The organism is Burkholderia sp. 22PA0099 (assembly GCF_047497165.1).
GTDB lineage: Bacteria > Pseudomonadota > Gammaproteobacteria > Burkholderiales > Burkholderiaceae > Burkholderia.
Map to the genome: position 1 here is coordinate 2,127,223 of NZ_CP163165.1, position 13,323 is coordinate 2,140,545.

The 13,323-nt window shown below is 68.9% G+C and carries 10 protein-coding genes; 6 read left to right on the plus strand and 4 right to left on the minus strand.

The window, feature by feature from the left end; translation table 11 throughout:
* Positions 1-43 precede the first annotated feature (43 nt).
* On the plus strand, positions 44-1,144 hold the full coding sequence (locus AB4851_RS25130; protein WP_414449237.1) for a saccharopine dehydrogenase C-terminal domain-containing protein: 1,101 nt from the start codon (positions 44-46) through the stop codon (positions 1,142-1,144).
* A gap of 129 nt (positions 1,145-1,273) precedes the next feature.
* Here the strand turns inward: AB4851_RS25130 and AB4851_RS25135 are convergent, their stop codons facing one another.
* Positions 1,274-1,888 carry an AAA family ATPase gene (locus AB4851_RS25135; RefSeq protein ID WP_414449238.1) on the minus strand — a complete coding sequence of 205 codons (615 nt, stop codon included), beginning with the start codon at positions 1,886-1,888 and terminating at the stop codon, positions 1,274-1,276.
* A gap of 263 nt (positions 1,889-2,151) precedes the next feature.
* Between AB4851_RS25135 and corA the strand changes: the two genes are divergently transcribed.
* Entirely contained in the window at positions 2,152-3,129 is a 978-nt protein-coding gene (gene corA / locus AB4851_RS25140; protein ID WP_414449239.1) for a magnesium/cobalt transporter CorA, read from the plus strand.
* A 19-nt stretch (positions 3,130-3,148) separates the two neighbouring features.
* On the opposite strand, the gene AB4851_RS25145 is transcribed toward corA, so the two are convergent.
* Positions 3,149-3,436 carry a YciI-like protein gene (locus tag AB4851_RS25145; RefSeq protein ID WP_414449240.1) on the minus strand — a complete coding sequence of 96 codons (288 nt, stop codon included), beginning with the start codon at positions 3,434-3,436 and terminating at the stop codon, positions 3,149-3,151.
* 213 nt (positions 3,437-3,649) lie between these two features.
* Here AB4851_RS25145 and AB4851_RS25150 point away from each other — a divergent pair, with 213 nt between their 5' ends.
* Positions 3,650-4,108: a hypothetical protein gene (locus AB4851_RS25150; protein WP_414449241.1), complete on the plus strand. Its 459-nt coding sequence runs from the start codon at positions 3,650-3,652 to the stop codon at positions 4,106-4,108.
* 290 nt (positions 4,109-4,398) lie between these two features.
* On the opposite strand, the gene AB4851_RS25155 is transcribed toward AB4851_RS25150, so the two are convergent.
* A complete protein-coding gene (locus tag AB4851_RS25155; protein ID WP_414449242.1) occupies positions 4,399-4,773 on the minus strand; it encodes a hypothetical protein in 375 nt (124 codons plus the stop codon).
* Positions 4,774-4,924: 151 nt separating this feature from the next.
* Positions 4,925-7,405 (minus strand): DUF3772 domain-containing protein, encoded by a 2,481-nt coding sequence (locus tag AB4851_RS25160; RefSeq protein WP_414449243.1) that lies wholly within the window; start codon positions 7,403-7,405, stop codon positions 4,925-4,927.
* Positions 7,406-7,946: 541 nt separating this feature from the next.
* Here AB4851_RS25160 and AB4851_RS25165 point away from each other — a divergent pair.
* The 3 genes from AB4851_RS25165 to AB4851_RS25175 all read left to right on the plus strand — a co-directional run bounded on the left by AB4851_RS25165 (position 7,947) and on the right by AB4851_RS25175 (position 13,239).
* The gene (locus tag AB4851_RS25165; RefSeq protein WP_414445337.1) at positions 7,947-8,765 is read left to right on the plus strand and encodes an FkbM family methyltransferase; all 819 of its coding nucleotides are present in this window, start codon (positions 7,947-7,949) and stop codon (positions 8,763-8,765) included.
* Between the two features lie 530 nt (positions 8,766-9,295).
* Entirely contained in the window at positions 9,296-11,884 is a 2,589-nt protein-coding gene (gene mprF, locus AB4851_RS25170) for a bifunctional lysylphosphatidylglycerol flippase/synthetase MprF (protein WP_414449244.1), read from the plus strand.
* Positions 11,881-13,239: a virulence factor family protein gene (locus AB4851_RS25175; RefSeq protein ID WP_414449245.1), complete on the plus strand. Its 1,359-nt coding sequence runs from the start codon at positions 11,881-11,883 to the stop codon at positions 13,237-13,239. The genes mprF and AB4851_RS25175 overlap by 4 nt, the downstream gene beginning before the upstream one ends.
* The last annotated feature ends 84 nt before the right edge of the window (positions 13,240-13,323 follow it).

Consider the following 13,323-nt stretch of genomic DNA (forward strand, 5'->3'; position numbering starts at 1 on the left):
GGCCTTGCCTTCCTCCGTACAACAACACCTCAGGAGCGTCATCATGAAAATCGCCATTGTCGGCGCCGGTCTGATCGGCCACACCATTGCCCACCTGCTGCGCGAAACCGGCGATTACGAGGTCACGGCCTTCGATCGCGATGCCGACGCGCTCAAGCAGCTCGCCGCCGCCGGCATCGCCACGCGCCGCGTCGATTCCGCCGACGCGAACGCGATTCGCGAGGCGCTCCAGGGCTTCGACGCGCTGGTCAATGCGCTGCCGTATTACCTGGCCGTCAACGTGGCGGCCGCCGCGAAAGCAGCCGGCGTGCATTACTTCGACCTGACCGAGGACGTGCGCGCCACGCACGCGATCCGCAGCCTGGCCGACGGCGCCGATCACGCGTTCATGCCGCAGTGCGGCCTCGCGCCGGGCTTCATCGGCATCGCCGCGCATGCGCTGCTGGAGGGCTTCAGCGAAATTCGCGACGTGAAGATGCGGGTGGGCGCGCTGCCCGAGTACCCGACCAACGCGCTCAAATACAACCTGACCTGGAGCGTCGACGGCCTGATCAACGAATATTGTCAGCCCTGCGAAGCAATCCGCAATGGCGAGCGCCAATGGGTGCAGCCGCTCGAAGGCCTCGAACACTTCTCGCTCGACGGCACCGAATACGAGGCGTTCAATACCTCGGGCGGCCTGGGCACGCTGTGCGAGACGCTGGCGGGCAAGGTCGGCACGCTCGACTACAAGTCGGTGCGCTATCCGGGCCATCGCGACCTGATGCAATTCCTGCTCGACGACATGCGCCTCGCGTCCGACCGCGACGCGCTGAAGGCGATGATGCGCCGCGCGGTGCCGTCGACCAAGCAGGACGTGGTGCTGGTGTTCGTCACGGTCACGGGCACGAAGCAGGGCCAGCTCGTGCAGGACGTGTTCACGCGCAAGGTGTTCGCCAAGGAGATCGGCGGCATGCCGATGAGCGCGATCCAGATCACCACGGCCGGCGCGATGTGCGCGGTGCTCGACCTGTTCCGCGAAGGCCGCCTGCCGCAACGCGGTTTCGTGCGCCAGGAGCAGGTGCCGCTGAAAGCCTTCCTCGACAATCGTTTCGGCAAGCTGTACGAAGGCGCGACGCGGGTGCCGGCACACGCCGCGGCCTGACGCCGGGTCGGCCCGGATCGCAGCGAGAATCGCGGCGATGAACGAACATGGCCGGTGCGCGAGCACCGGCCATGTTGCGTTGTGGCGCAGGCGCGCGATCTGCTGGGGCCGCGCGCCGCGTGTTGCGGATCAGGCCGGCAGCGGCGGCACCATCGCGCCCTGCGCGGGCGGCACGATGCGGTGCAGCAGCGTTTCGACGTTCGTCGCGCTCGGCGCGGTGTTGTCGAATTGCAGCAGGCCGTCGCAGGCCGCGCCCGACGGCACGAAGCGCCGCGCGCGGTACTCATCCCAGTGCGCGAGCTTGTAGGCGTCGCTCGGGTTGCCGCGCGCGACGATGCGCTCGCGCGCCGTGTCCTCGGACGTATGCACCCACACCACGCGCAGCTCGACGTCGTGGCCGATGCCGAGCCATTGCCGGTTCAGCAGCCGCCCGTCGCGAATCTCGCGCGACAGCGGCCCGACCACCAGCACGCTGATGCCGAGTTCGAGGTTCTCGCGGGCGGTGTCGAGCAGGCCCTGGTATTCGGGATCGCGCAGGTGTTGCAGGTAGAGCGGGCTGTCGCGATCGTTCGGGTCCTGCGTCAGCGCACCCATCGCGGCAGCGCTGTAGCGGCCGTACAGCGTGTCCTTGTCGAGCAGGCAGAACGCCTCGCCGGTCGCGCGCATCAGCGGGCCGATCAACTGCTTGGCGAGCGTGGTCTTGCCGGTGCCGGCATGACCGCAGAAAAACACCAGGTACTTCACGAGCGAAGCCTCCGAGGCGAGAAGCGAGAGGAAACGGCCGAAACGAAAGGCCGCCGGCAGCTACCGGACGGCGCCCCGAAAGGCGGGGCGAAAGCCGATCGTCGGGCGCTGCCGTGCAGCAGCGATCATGACCGCGAACGCCTGCGCTGGCAAGGCCGGGCGGCCCGCGCACGGTGCTGCGCGCCGCCCCCCGGAACCGCTACACTGGCGGGCCGAATCACGGATAAAAACGGACGTGGAAGCGGACGTTTCCCCACGACACAATGCTGATCAATTGCGCTGCTTACCAGAACGGCCAGAAGCTGGCCGACATCGATATCGACGACATCAGCGACTACGTCGCGCGCCCCGAATGCTTCGTCTGGGTCGCGCTGAAGGAGCCGTCGAAGGAAGAGCTCGAACGGATGGGCGAGGAGTTCAGCCTGCACGAACTCGCGCTGGAAGATGCGCTGGTCGGCCATCAGCGGCCGAAGATCGAGGAGTACGGCGATTCGCTGTTCGCGGTCCTGCATACGGTGGAGCTCGACGCCGAGGACGAGCTGGAGATCGGCGAACTGAGCCTGTTCGTCGGCACGAACTACATCCTGTCGATCCGCAACCGGACCTCGCACGGCTTCCAGGACGTGCGCCAGCGCTGCGAGCGCGAACCGCACCTGCTCAAGGGCGGCGCGGCGTTCGTGTTCTACGCGCTGATGGATCAGGTGGTGGATCGCTACTTCCCGACGGTCGAGGCGCTCGGCGCGGAGCTGGAGGAACTCGAAGACCGCATCTTCGAGAAAGCGTCGTCGTCCACGGCGCGCGCGATCATTCAGGATCTCTATTCGCTGAAGCGCCGCCTGATGACGGTCTATCAGCACACCGCGCCGCTGCTGGAGCCGCTCTCGAAGCTGGTGGGCGGGCGCACGCCGCAGGTGTGCAGCGGCATGGAGCATTACTTCCGCGACGTGTACGACCACTTGCAGCGCATCACCAAGACGCTGGAGGCGCGGCGCGAAATGGTGGTGACGGCGGTGCAGGTGGATCTCGGGATGATCTCGCTGGCGGAGAGCGAGGTGACCAAGCGGCTCGGTTCGTTCGCCGCGCTGTTCGCGATCCCGACCATGATCGCCGGGATCTACGGCATGAACTTCAACAACATCCCCGAGCTGCATTGGCGCTTCGGCTTTTATATTTGCGTCGGCGTGATGGCGGTGGCCGACCTCGGGCTGCTGTGGTGGTTCAAGCGCGCCCGCTGGCTGTGAGGCGAGGGCGCGCGCCGGCTCAGGCCTTCGCGTCGCGGCCGGCGGCCACGTTCCAGCGGCGCACCTGCCATTGGCGCACGAGGCCGTGCGCCACGTAGGGATCGGCTTGCGCGAACGCCTCGGCGGCAGCCGGCGTGTCGCCCGCGAACAGCAGCACCGCGCAGTCGGCGGGATCGTCCAGCGCGCCGGCGAGCAGCAGCTCGCCGCGCTCGGCGGCCGCGTTGGCCAGCGCCAGATGCGCGTCGCGGAACTCGGCGCGGCGTTCGAGATAGGTATCGACGAGATCGTAGGTCAGCAGGTAGTACATGGTGTCTCCTTCGTTCGTGTTCGCGCGCCGGGGGCGCGGAAAAGCCCAGTATAGGCGCGGCATTCGCCGCCGCGAACAACTGCTTACGATTCGATACGGCAGCGCGGCGCGGCTCGCGGCACACTGCGCGCGCGGCTTCGATCGGGCGCGTCGCGAGGGGCGGCGCGCGACGGGCCGCCGCCGGCCGCGCGGCCGGCGCACGAAGGATATCGAATGACGCTACGTACCCTGTTGCTTGCCGGCGCGCTCGCGCCGCTGATGGCCGCCTGCGGCTGGCTCCACGACGGCCCCGCGCCGGCCGAGATCGACGCCGCCGTGCGGCAGGCGCTCGACACCGAGAATCACGGCCCCGTCAACGCGTTCTTCGGCCAGCCGCTGCCGGTGGCCGCCGACATCTCCGCGATCCGCGAAGACGGCCCGTGCCGCAAGACGGCCGAGCATGCCTATACCTGCGACGTGACGATCGTCTGGCGTTCGGCGAAATCGGAGCAGCCGTCCAGCTCGCATGCCTCGCTGGTGTTCTCGAAGAACGGCCGGGACGAATGGCAGACCTACGGCGTCGATGCGGCGATCGTGGCCGGCGCGGCGCACGCGATGGTGGAGGGCATTCGGCGCGCGTTGCCGGACAGCGCGGCGTCGGCCGGCGCGGCGGCATCGGATGGCCGGCCGTGATGGGCCGTGGTGACGAGCCTGCGTGATGTGCGGGCGTGACTGATTGCCCAGATTCGTAGGACCGACTCACCAGCTTGATTCATCGGCCCGATTCATCGGCCCGATTCATCGGCCCTATTCGCGGCCCGATTCGCGGCCCCGAGCGCGCTTCATGCTCGAAGCGCGCTCGGGGCGCCACGCCGGTTCGCCGCACGAAACCCCGCTCCAAAAACGAACCGCGCGAGGCAACCGAATGATCCGGTCACGCTCGCGCGGTGTGGTTGCGCGCCCCGTTGCCGGGGCGTGGCGTACTACCAGCGATGGTCGTCGCGGTGATCGTCGCCGCCGCGGTGGTCGTCGCCACGTCCGCCCTGGCCGGGGCCGGGGCCAGGGCCGCCCGGACGATGATCGTCGCGATGGTAGCCGGGGCCGCCGGGGCCCGGGCCGGGCGGGTGCGCGCGATTCCAGTCGTCACGCGCCCAGTAGCGGCGGCCGTCGTAGTAACGGTCGCCGTGCCAGCCGATGCTGAGATCGACCGCCACGCTCGGTTGCGCCACGTAGGCCGGCTGGGCCGCGTAACCGCCGCCATAGCCGCCGCCGTAACCCTGATCGGCCGGGTAGGCGACGCAGCCCGCCAGCATCGAGCCGGCCACCAGCGCCGGCGCCAGCAATGCGATCTTGTTCATCTCGTTCCCCTATCGTTGATTGGTGTGATGACCGCAAGCTTAGGGAAAGCGGGCGTCACACGCCGTAAAGGATTGCAACCGTTGATGACGAACCCGTAACGATCGGCCGGAAACCCGGTATGACAGGGCCTGCGCGCCGTGCGAAAAGCGCCTACGAGCGCTCGCCGCCGCCCGGCTGCGCGGGCAGGCGAGCGGCGCCCGAGCCGTCCGGCGCGTTCTGGATCATCAGCATCTGCGGGCTGGCCAGCGTGATGCCGGCCGCGCGCAACTGCTTGAGGATCTCGAACAGCAAATCGCTCTTGATGGTCGAGGTGACGCGCGGGCTGCTGACGTAGCCGGTCACGCTGAGCGTGATGCCGTCGGGCGTCAACTGGCTGAACGTGACCGACGGCGCGGGCTTGTCGAGCACGCCCGGATGCGCCTCGAAGGCGTGCAGCAGCAGGTCGCGCACCTGTTCGGGGTCGGTGTTCAGCGGGAACGTCAGCATCAGCGTGGCCACGCCCAGGTTGCTGTTGCCCATCGTCACGTTGCGCAGGTTCTGCGAGATCAGTTGCGAGTTCGGCACGATCACGGTGGAGCGGTCGGTCAGCTGGATCTCGGTGGCGCGCACGTTGATGCGGCGGATGTCGCCTTCCACGCCGCTGATGCTGACCATGTCGCCCACCTTGACCGGCCGCTCGGTCAGCAGGATCAGCCCCGACACGAAGTTCTTGACGATCTCCTGCAGGCCGAAGCCGATCCCCACCGACAGCGCCGAGACGATCCACGCGAGGCTGCTCCACTGCACGCCGAGCAGCGACAGCGTCATCAGCACCAGCAGCACGTAGCCGAGGTTGCTGAACAGCGTGACGAGCGAGGCGCGCATGCCGGGGTCCATGCCGAGCGTCGGCAGGAATTCGTTGTCGAGCCAGCGCCGCACCGAGCGCAGCAGCCAGAAGCCCACGGCCACCGCCACCACCGCGTTGACGATGCGGTCCGGCACGATGTTCAGGCTGCGCAACTTGGTGCCGCCGAGCATCGTCAGCAGGCTGTCGAACAGATCGCTCGGCGTGGTGCCGAAGCCGCCCGTCAGCAGCGACAGCGCCGCCACCAGCACCAGCAGCGCCACGCCCACGCCCGACAGCAGCGTCGAGGCCTGGTCGAGATGGCTGTCGTCGAGCCCGAACAGGTTCTTGATGGTGACGCCGCTGCGATGCTGTGCCGAGAACAGGCTCGCGCAGACGTCGCGCGTCAGTTGCGTGAGCACGTAGAAGCTGCACAGCACGATCTCGAACCACACGAGTTCGTAGGTGATGAAGCGCGCCACGGTGATATAGCCGATCAGCAACGCGGCCAGCGAGGCGATCACCGCCAGCGACACGGCGGCATGGATCATCCCGGCCAGCGTCGAGCGCGCCTCGGGCTGCTCGCCGGCGGCGGCCAGCTCCGCGCGCGCGCGGTTGGCGCGCAGCAGCGTCGCGCCGATCGTCAGCGCCACCACCAGCGCCACCACCCCGCGCCCGAACAGCGTGACCTGCAGGCTGGTGTCGGCGATCCGGTTCATCTGTTCGAGCGTGCCGGAGATCAGCAGCAGCGCGGCGAGCACGGTCGGGAAGCGCCGCATCGCGAGCGCGACCGGGTCGGCGATCGCCGGCAGCCGCCAGCTCGGGTGCCGCGTGCAGAGCAGCGCGCGGCCGAGTCCGGCGATCAGCGCGCAGGTCATCGCCAGCTCGCTGAACTTGGCGGCGAAATCGTCGAGCGCCGGGGTCAGCGGATCGCCGCGCGTGATCGCCACGTACAGCAGTTGCACCGCCACGCCGGTGGCGATCACGGTGGCCAGCGCGGTGCCGAGCGCCAGCGCGCTGCGGCGCAGCCGCGTCTCGGGCAGGCGGTTCAGGCTGAACCACGCGAAGCCGTGTTCGAGCAGGCGCCGCCCGCCGCTCCAGATCGCCAGCGCGAGGCCCAGCAGCAGCAGCGTGCCGAGCCGCCGGCCCGGCTCCCAGGCGAACGCGCACTGCGCGCTGATCTGGCCGAAGAAGCCTTGCAGCTTGTCGCGGTCGTCGGGCAGCGGCTTGCCGAACGGCGCCCAGAAGCTCGGCCCGAACAGGCTGCCCGAGCGCAGCGCGAGCTGGTTGCGCAACAGTCCGCGCCGCAGTTTCGCGTATTGCTGATTCAGGTTGGCGAGGTCGTCGCGTTCCGAGGCGGCCTGCTTGAGCAGCGCGTCGAACTGGCTGCGGCGCGTGGTCAGGTCGGCGCGCTGGCGCGCCACGGCCGGTGTTTCGGGCGGCGAGCCGGCCGCGGGCGCGGGGCCGAGCACGTCGAGCTGCGCCTGCACCTGGGCGCGTTGCGGGGTGAGCGCGTCGATCAGCTTGTCGACGTCGGTGCTCAGTTGCTCGGCCGCGCCGTCGAGCGTGTCGAGCTGCTGGCTGCTGATGGCGGCCGAGGTCTGCTGCTTGATGCGGTCCTGCTCGGATTGCAATTGCTTGAGCGTGGCGGCCGCGTCGGCGTAGGAGATCGCCGGCGGCGCGGCGGTGGCGCTGGCGGCGGAGGCGACGATCGGCTGCGCGAAGGCGTCCGGCGCGAGCGGGGCGGCGAGACAGAGCATCCACAGCAGCGGCGCGAATGCGCGCGCCAGTCGGGCGGTCAACGGCATGGAAAACCTTTTGTTCGGCGAGTGCGGCGGAGGCCGTGCAGCGGAGGCCGTGCGGCGAAGGCCGGGCCGCCCGCGTGCCGGGAAGCGCGGGAACGAGATGTTACCGGCTGCGGCCGCTGCTGTGGGCGCGCATGCAACGGCGCCGTATCGGGTGCGCCCGGGCCTGGCGGGCGGCCCGTTCCGCACCAGCCGCGCGGGGCGGGGCCGCACGCGCCATCGGCCGCCGCCCGGCGCGTTGCGCAGCGTCACAGATCGTTACTCGCGTTACACACCGCGGCCAGCCTCGCACGGCCCCCGGCCGAGCCCGCCAAAGCCAGGCCCGGCGCGGTTTTGCGCGATGCCGGCCGGGCTCGGCGCGGCGTCGCGCCCGCCATGCCGCTGTGGCGGGATTGGGACTAACCCGCTGGTCATCGCGGCCGGTTGTGGTTGACAATCCGCGCACCGGTTCGGCGTGCCTGCGCGGTCTGTTTGGCCTGTTTGGCGCGACCCGCCAGCCGCTGCGAGACCCACAACAATTCCATCGAGATTCCGAGGCACCGACATGACTTTTCCAAAGCGTCCTATCGCCTTTGTCCTCACCGCGACGAATCACGGCACGATGATCGTGAACCGTCACGACCACAACACCACGACCACCGGCTTTCGCTACGGCGTCGGCCATCAGTTGCTGGAGAACGCCTGCTTCGACGCGAGCGAGATCGACTTCGTGCTGGCGATGCTGACGCGCCGCCACGAACTGCACGGCGACGGCGTGGTGGCGATCGACGGCGGCGCGAACATCGGCGTGCATACGCTCGAATGGGCGCGCCACATGCACGGCTGGGGGCGGGTGCTCAGTTTCGAGGCGCAGGAGGTGGTGTTCTACGCGCTGGCCGGCAACATCGCGCTGAACAACTGCCTGAACGCGCGCGCCAAGCTGGCCGCGCTCGGCGAGCGTTGCGGCGAACTGAGCGTGCCGCAACCCGATTACCTCGCGCACGCGAGCTTCGGCAGCCTGGAGCTGCGCCCGCGCGAGAACGGCGAATTCATCGGTCAGACGATCGCCTACGACACCGCCTCCGGCTCCACGGTGCCGATGGTCAGCCTCGATTCGCTGAACCTGCCGCGCGTGGACCTGATCAAGCTCGACATCGAGGGCATGGAGATCGAGGCGCTGACCGGCGCGCGCGACACGCTGCGCCGCTGCAAGCCGATGTTGACCGTCGAGGTGCTGAAGACCGATTCGACCCAGGTCGAACAGTTCCTGGCCGAGTTCGGCTACCGCTGCGTGCCGGCCGGGCTGAACCTGATCGCCGTGCACCGCGACGATCCGGTGTCGGCGCACCTGCAGGTGGGCGAGGGCGTGGTGTTCATCAGTTGACGGTTCGGGTACACCGTTTGCCCGTGCGGCCGATGCTCGGCTTTCGAAATCGCTGCATGTGTGTCGAATTGAAATAAAAACGTTGTGATTCGTAAATATTTCGGTAAGGCGGCTACCGCAAGCGCGCGTTTTTAGGCATCCTGCGAATTGTCGAATGGTCCGGACCCCGAAGCAGTTGTGTCCGGACTGTGTCGAACCCCGCGTGAATCGTGAAAAGCCGCTAGGGGCTTGCCTTTACGTAGTTTTCGCTACCGTTTTCGCGGGGCTTTTCCAGTATCATGCGCCGGCCGGTGCGAATCACGTCCGGCCGATACGGGGCGGCGTGTCAGGGCGGATCGCCGGGCATGCACGGGTTTCCCGCAGTTGCACGAAAGGTTTTGTAATATCGCTCCGGTACACTCGGCGGCCCTGATTCCGCCCAGTCCGCCACGGCGGTCGATGCAGCCTGCGTTCGGGTACGCAGGCGCATGACGACGATCGCTTCGGCAGCGCCACACTCGCGACGGGTTCCAGCCTGACACTTCTGATTCATGTCCTTCAGTGATTTACCGCGGCGCGCGACGGCCGGTTTGACGCGCGCCCGCCAGACTTTGCGGCTCGATCGGCTCGTTTCGCCGTTGCTTGCGCTCGGCATCGGCATTGCCCTGCTGTTCGTGTTCCAGCATCTGTCGGAGACCGTCGACTACCGCTCGGTGATCCGGCATCTGCGCGCCCTGACGGCGGGCGAGTGGGCCGGCGCGCTCGGCGCGACCGCCCTCAGCTACGCCGCGCTGGTGGCGCGCGACTGGATCGGCCTGCGCTACGTGGGCGCCAAGGTGCCGCGCGTCTCGCTGTGGATCGGCACCATCGCCGGCACCGCGCTCGGCAACGCCACCGGCTTCGGCGCGCTGACCGGCGGCGCGGTGCGGGTGCGCGTCTACGGCCCCTCGGGCGTCACCACCGCGCAGATCGGCCGCATGACCGTGTTCATGGGCGGCACGCTGATGCTCGGCATCGTCGGCATGACCGCGCTCGGCATGGTCGGCGGCTCCGGGCCGCTGGCCTCGATGCTGCCGGTGCCGGCCGACTGGCTGACCGTGATCGGCGCGCTGATCCTGGTGGCGCTGGCCGGGCTGGTGGCGTTCTGCGGGCGCGAGCCGCGCGAGGTGCGCTCGCGCTGGAGCTGGCTCTCGTTCGACATTCCCGCGCGGCGCGACCTGGTCGCCCAGCTCGTGTTCGCCGCCGTCGACGTGGTGGCGGCCGGCCTCGCGCTGTGGGCGCTGCTGCCGCACGGCCATATCGGCTTCGTCACGTTCATCACCGTCTATTCGGGCGCGCTGCTGCTCGGCATGATCGGCCATACGCCGGGCGGCATCGGCGTGTTCGAGGCCGCCATGGCGTTCACGCTCGGCAGCGCCGTGCCGCCCACCTCCATGCTGGCCGCGCTGCTGGCCTATCGGGCGATCTATTTCGGCGTGCCGCTGGCGCTGTCGGCCGGCCTGCTGGCCGTGTTCGAGGGGCGCGCGGTCAGCCAGCGCTTCGTCTCGACGCAGGCCGCGCAGGTGTCGCAACTCGCGCCGCTGTTCCTGAGCCTCGTGACGTTCGCGGTGGGCGGCATGCTGGTGATCTCGGGCGCCACGCCCGCGTTCTGGCAGCGCATCGCGGTGCTGCGCGGGGTGGTGCCGCTGTGGGTCATGGAAGGCTCGCAGGTGCTGTGCAGCGTGCTCGGCGTGTCGCTGCTGTTCGTCGCGCGCGGGCTGCTGCGCCGGCTCGACGCGGCCTGGTGGATCACGTTCGGCCTGACGCTGGTCAGCCTCGCGCTGTCGTTCTCGAAGGGGCTGGCCTTCGTCGAGGCGGGCGTGCTCGGCGCGCTGCTGTTGCTGCTGCTGGTGTCCCGGCGCCGCTTCAATCGTCACTCGTCGCTGTTCGCCGAGCCGTTTACGATCGGCTGGTTCGTGTCGGTGGCGATGGTGCTGATCCTGGCCGTCTGGGTGCTGCTGTTCGCGTTTCGCGATATTCCCTATTCGCAGGAAATCTGGTCGCAGTTCGCGTTCGACGAGCGCGCCTCGCGGGCCTTGCGCGCCACGCTCGCGGCCGGCGTGTTCGCGGCGATGGCCTCGCTCTGGCAGATGCTGCGTCCGGCCGCGGGACGCTTCGTGGTGCCCGAGCCGCAGGATCTGGCCGACGCGGCGCGCATCATCCGCGCCCAGGAGCGCAGCGACGTGGGCCTGGCGCTGATGGGCGACAAGAGCTTTCTGTTCTCGCCGTCGCGCGAGGCGTTCCTGATGTACGCGAAGCACGGCCGCACCTGGGCCGCGCTCTACGATCCGGTCGGCCCGCGCCACGAATGGGCCGGGCTCATCAACGAATTGATCCTGCGTGCGCACACCCACGGCGGGCGCGCCGCGTTCTATCAGGTGCGCGCCGAGGGGCTGCCGCTCTATCTCGACGCCGGCCTCACGCTCGTCAAGCTCGGCGAGGAGGCGCATATCGCGCTGGAGGCGTTCGACCTCAAGGGCTCGAATCGCTCGCATCTGCGCTATGCGCTCAAGCGCGGCGACCGCGAGGCGATGTCGGTCGAGGTGATCGAGCCGCAGGCGGTGCCGGGCATGCTGCCGGTGCTGCGCGAAATCTCCGACGACTGGCTCGACAGCCGCGACGCGCGCGAGAAGAGCTTCTCGGTGGCCGCGTTCCACGACGGCTATCTGGCCACCCAGTCGGTGATGCTGGTGCGCCAGGGCGGCGAGCCGGTCGCGTTCGTCACGTTCATGACCACCGACCTGAACACCGACGCCACCGTCGGCGTCATGCGCCACGTGCCCGAGGCCTCGCCGTACGCGATGGAATACCTGTTCACGCAGCTCGCGCTGCATCTGAAGGAAGCCGGGTTCCGCCGCCTGAGCCTCGGCATGGCGCCGTTCTCGGGGATGGGCACCGCGCCGATGTCGTCGCTGTGGCACCGGCTCGGCCGGGTGGTCTGGCGCTTCGGCGGGCGTTTCTACAATTTCCGCGGCTTGCGCGCGTTCAAGAGCAAGTTCGAGCCGCAATGGGAGCCGCGCTATCTCGCGGCTTCCGGTTCGGTCGGCGTTTTCGTGACGCTCGCCGATTTGTCTTTGCTGGCAGGAGGTCGGCGTTCATGAAGTGGAATCATTGGGGCCGATTGGCCATCTCGGCGGCGTTCGTTCTTGTCCAGGCAAGCGGCGCCCACGCGGCGGACACCGCCAAACCGGCCGCTAAAACGAATGCGGCAAGTGCGGCGCATCCCGCCTCGGCCGTGATCGGCGAGGCCGGCGTGCCGAGCCGCCTGCCGGGCGGGCGCTACGGCGACGTGATCGTCGTGAAGCCCGAGGGCGAGATCCACGGCTTCGTGGTGCTGTATTCGGCGGCCGGCGGCTGGAGCGCCGACGACCAGAACACGGCGGCCGTGCTGGCCAAGGCCGGCGCGCTGACGGTGGGCGTGGATACCGCGCGCTACGCGGCCAATCTGGCCAAGACCAAGGAAAGCTGCCATCAACTGGTGGGCGACGCGGAAGCGGTCAGCCACCAGCTCGAACGGCAGATCAAGACCTCGCGCTACTACGCGCCGATCGTGGCCGGCATCGGGCAGGGCGGCGCGCTCGCGCGTCAGGTGCTCGCGCAGGCCCCCGAGAACACCATCTCCGGCGCGGTCACGGTGGCGCCGGCCGCGACGCTCGATCCGCGTTTCAAGGTGTGCCCGCCGGACCCGACGGTCAGCCGCCGCAAGACGCCGGGCTTCGTCGACACGGCCGCCTCCGGCGATGCATCGAAGCTGGTCGCGCTGCTCGCGCCGCACCTGCGCGACGGCACGGCCGACGAACTCGACGTATCCGACCTGCCGCTCGTGGAGTTGCCGGCCAAGCCGGGCAGCGCCGCGTCTGCCGACGGCAACCTGCTGGCGATCGTGATTTCCGGCGATGGCGGCTGGCGCGATCTCGACAAGACGATCGCCGAGGCCTTGCAGAAGGATGGCGTGTCGGTGGTCGGCATCGACAGCCTGCGCTATTTCTGGAGCGAGAAAACGCCGGCGCAGACCAGCCACGATCTGGCGCGCGTGATGCAGACCTACATGGCGCGCTGGCATGCGTCGCACGTCGCGCTGATCGGCTATTCGTTCGGCGCCGACGTGATCCCGTTCGCCTACAACCGGCTGCCGCCGGCGCTGCAGGAGAAGGTGGCCGTGATGTCGCTGCTCGGCTTCGCGCCGACGGCCGATTTCCAGATTCGCGTGACCGGCTGGCTCGGCATGCCGGCCAGCGACCAGGCACTGAAGGTGCGTCCGGAGTTCGACAAGCTGCCGGCCAAGCAGGTGCAGTGCTTCTACGGCGCGACCGAGAAGGAAACGCTGTGCCCGGCGTTGGCCGGCACCGGCGCCGAGGTCGTCAAGACCGGCGGCGATCACCACTTCGGTGGCGATTACCTGTCGCTGGAGCGGCGCATTCTGGCGGCGTTCAGGAAGAATATCGGCGCGCGTTGAGGCGTTGACGGGGCGTTGATCATGCGTTGATCGCCGAATCACGGCGGCGCGGGCCTTCGGGCTTGCGCCGCCGTTTTCGTTTGG

Bases quoted from the DNA above. Each gene is read 5' to 3' on its own strand.
- AB4851_RS25155 (WP_414449242.1), bottom strand. From the start codon at position 4,773: ATGAACAAGATCGCATTGCTGGCGCCGGCGCTGGTGGCCGGCTCGATG.
- AB4851_RS25175 (WP_414449245.1), top strand. From the start codon at position 11,881: ATGAAGTGGAATCATTGGGGCCGATTGGCCATCTCGGCGGCGTTCGTT.
- AB4851_RS25165 (WP_414445337.1), top strand. From the start codon at position 7,947: ATGACTTTTCCAAAGCGTCCTATCGCCTTTGTCCTCACCGCGACGAAT.
- AB4851_RS25145 (WP_414449240.1), bottom strand. From the start codon at position 3,436: ATGTACTACCTGCTGACCTACGATCTCGTCGATACCTATCTCGAACGC.
- AB4851_RS25150 (WP_414449241.1), top strand. From the start codon at position 3,650: ATGACGCTACGTACCCTGTTGCTTGCCGGCGCGCTCGCGCCGCTGATG.
- AB4851_RS25130 (WP_414449237.1), top strand. From the start codon at position 44: ATGAAAATCGCCATTGTCGGCGCCGGTCTGATCGGCCACACCATTGCC.
- corA (WP_414449239.1), top strand. From the start codon at position 2,152: ATGCTGATCAATTGCGCTGCTTACCAGAACGGCCAGAAGCTGGCCGAC.
- mprF (WP_414449244.1), top strand. From the start codon at position 9,296: ATGTCCTTCAGTGATTTACCGCGGCGCGCGACGGCCGGTTTGACGCGC.
- AB4851_RS25160 (WP_414449243.1), bottom strand. From the start codon at position 7,405: ATGCCGTTGACCGCCCGACTGGCGCGCGCATTCGCGCCGCTGCTGTGG.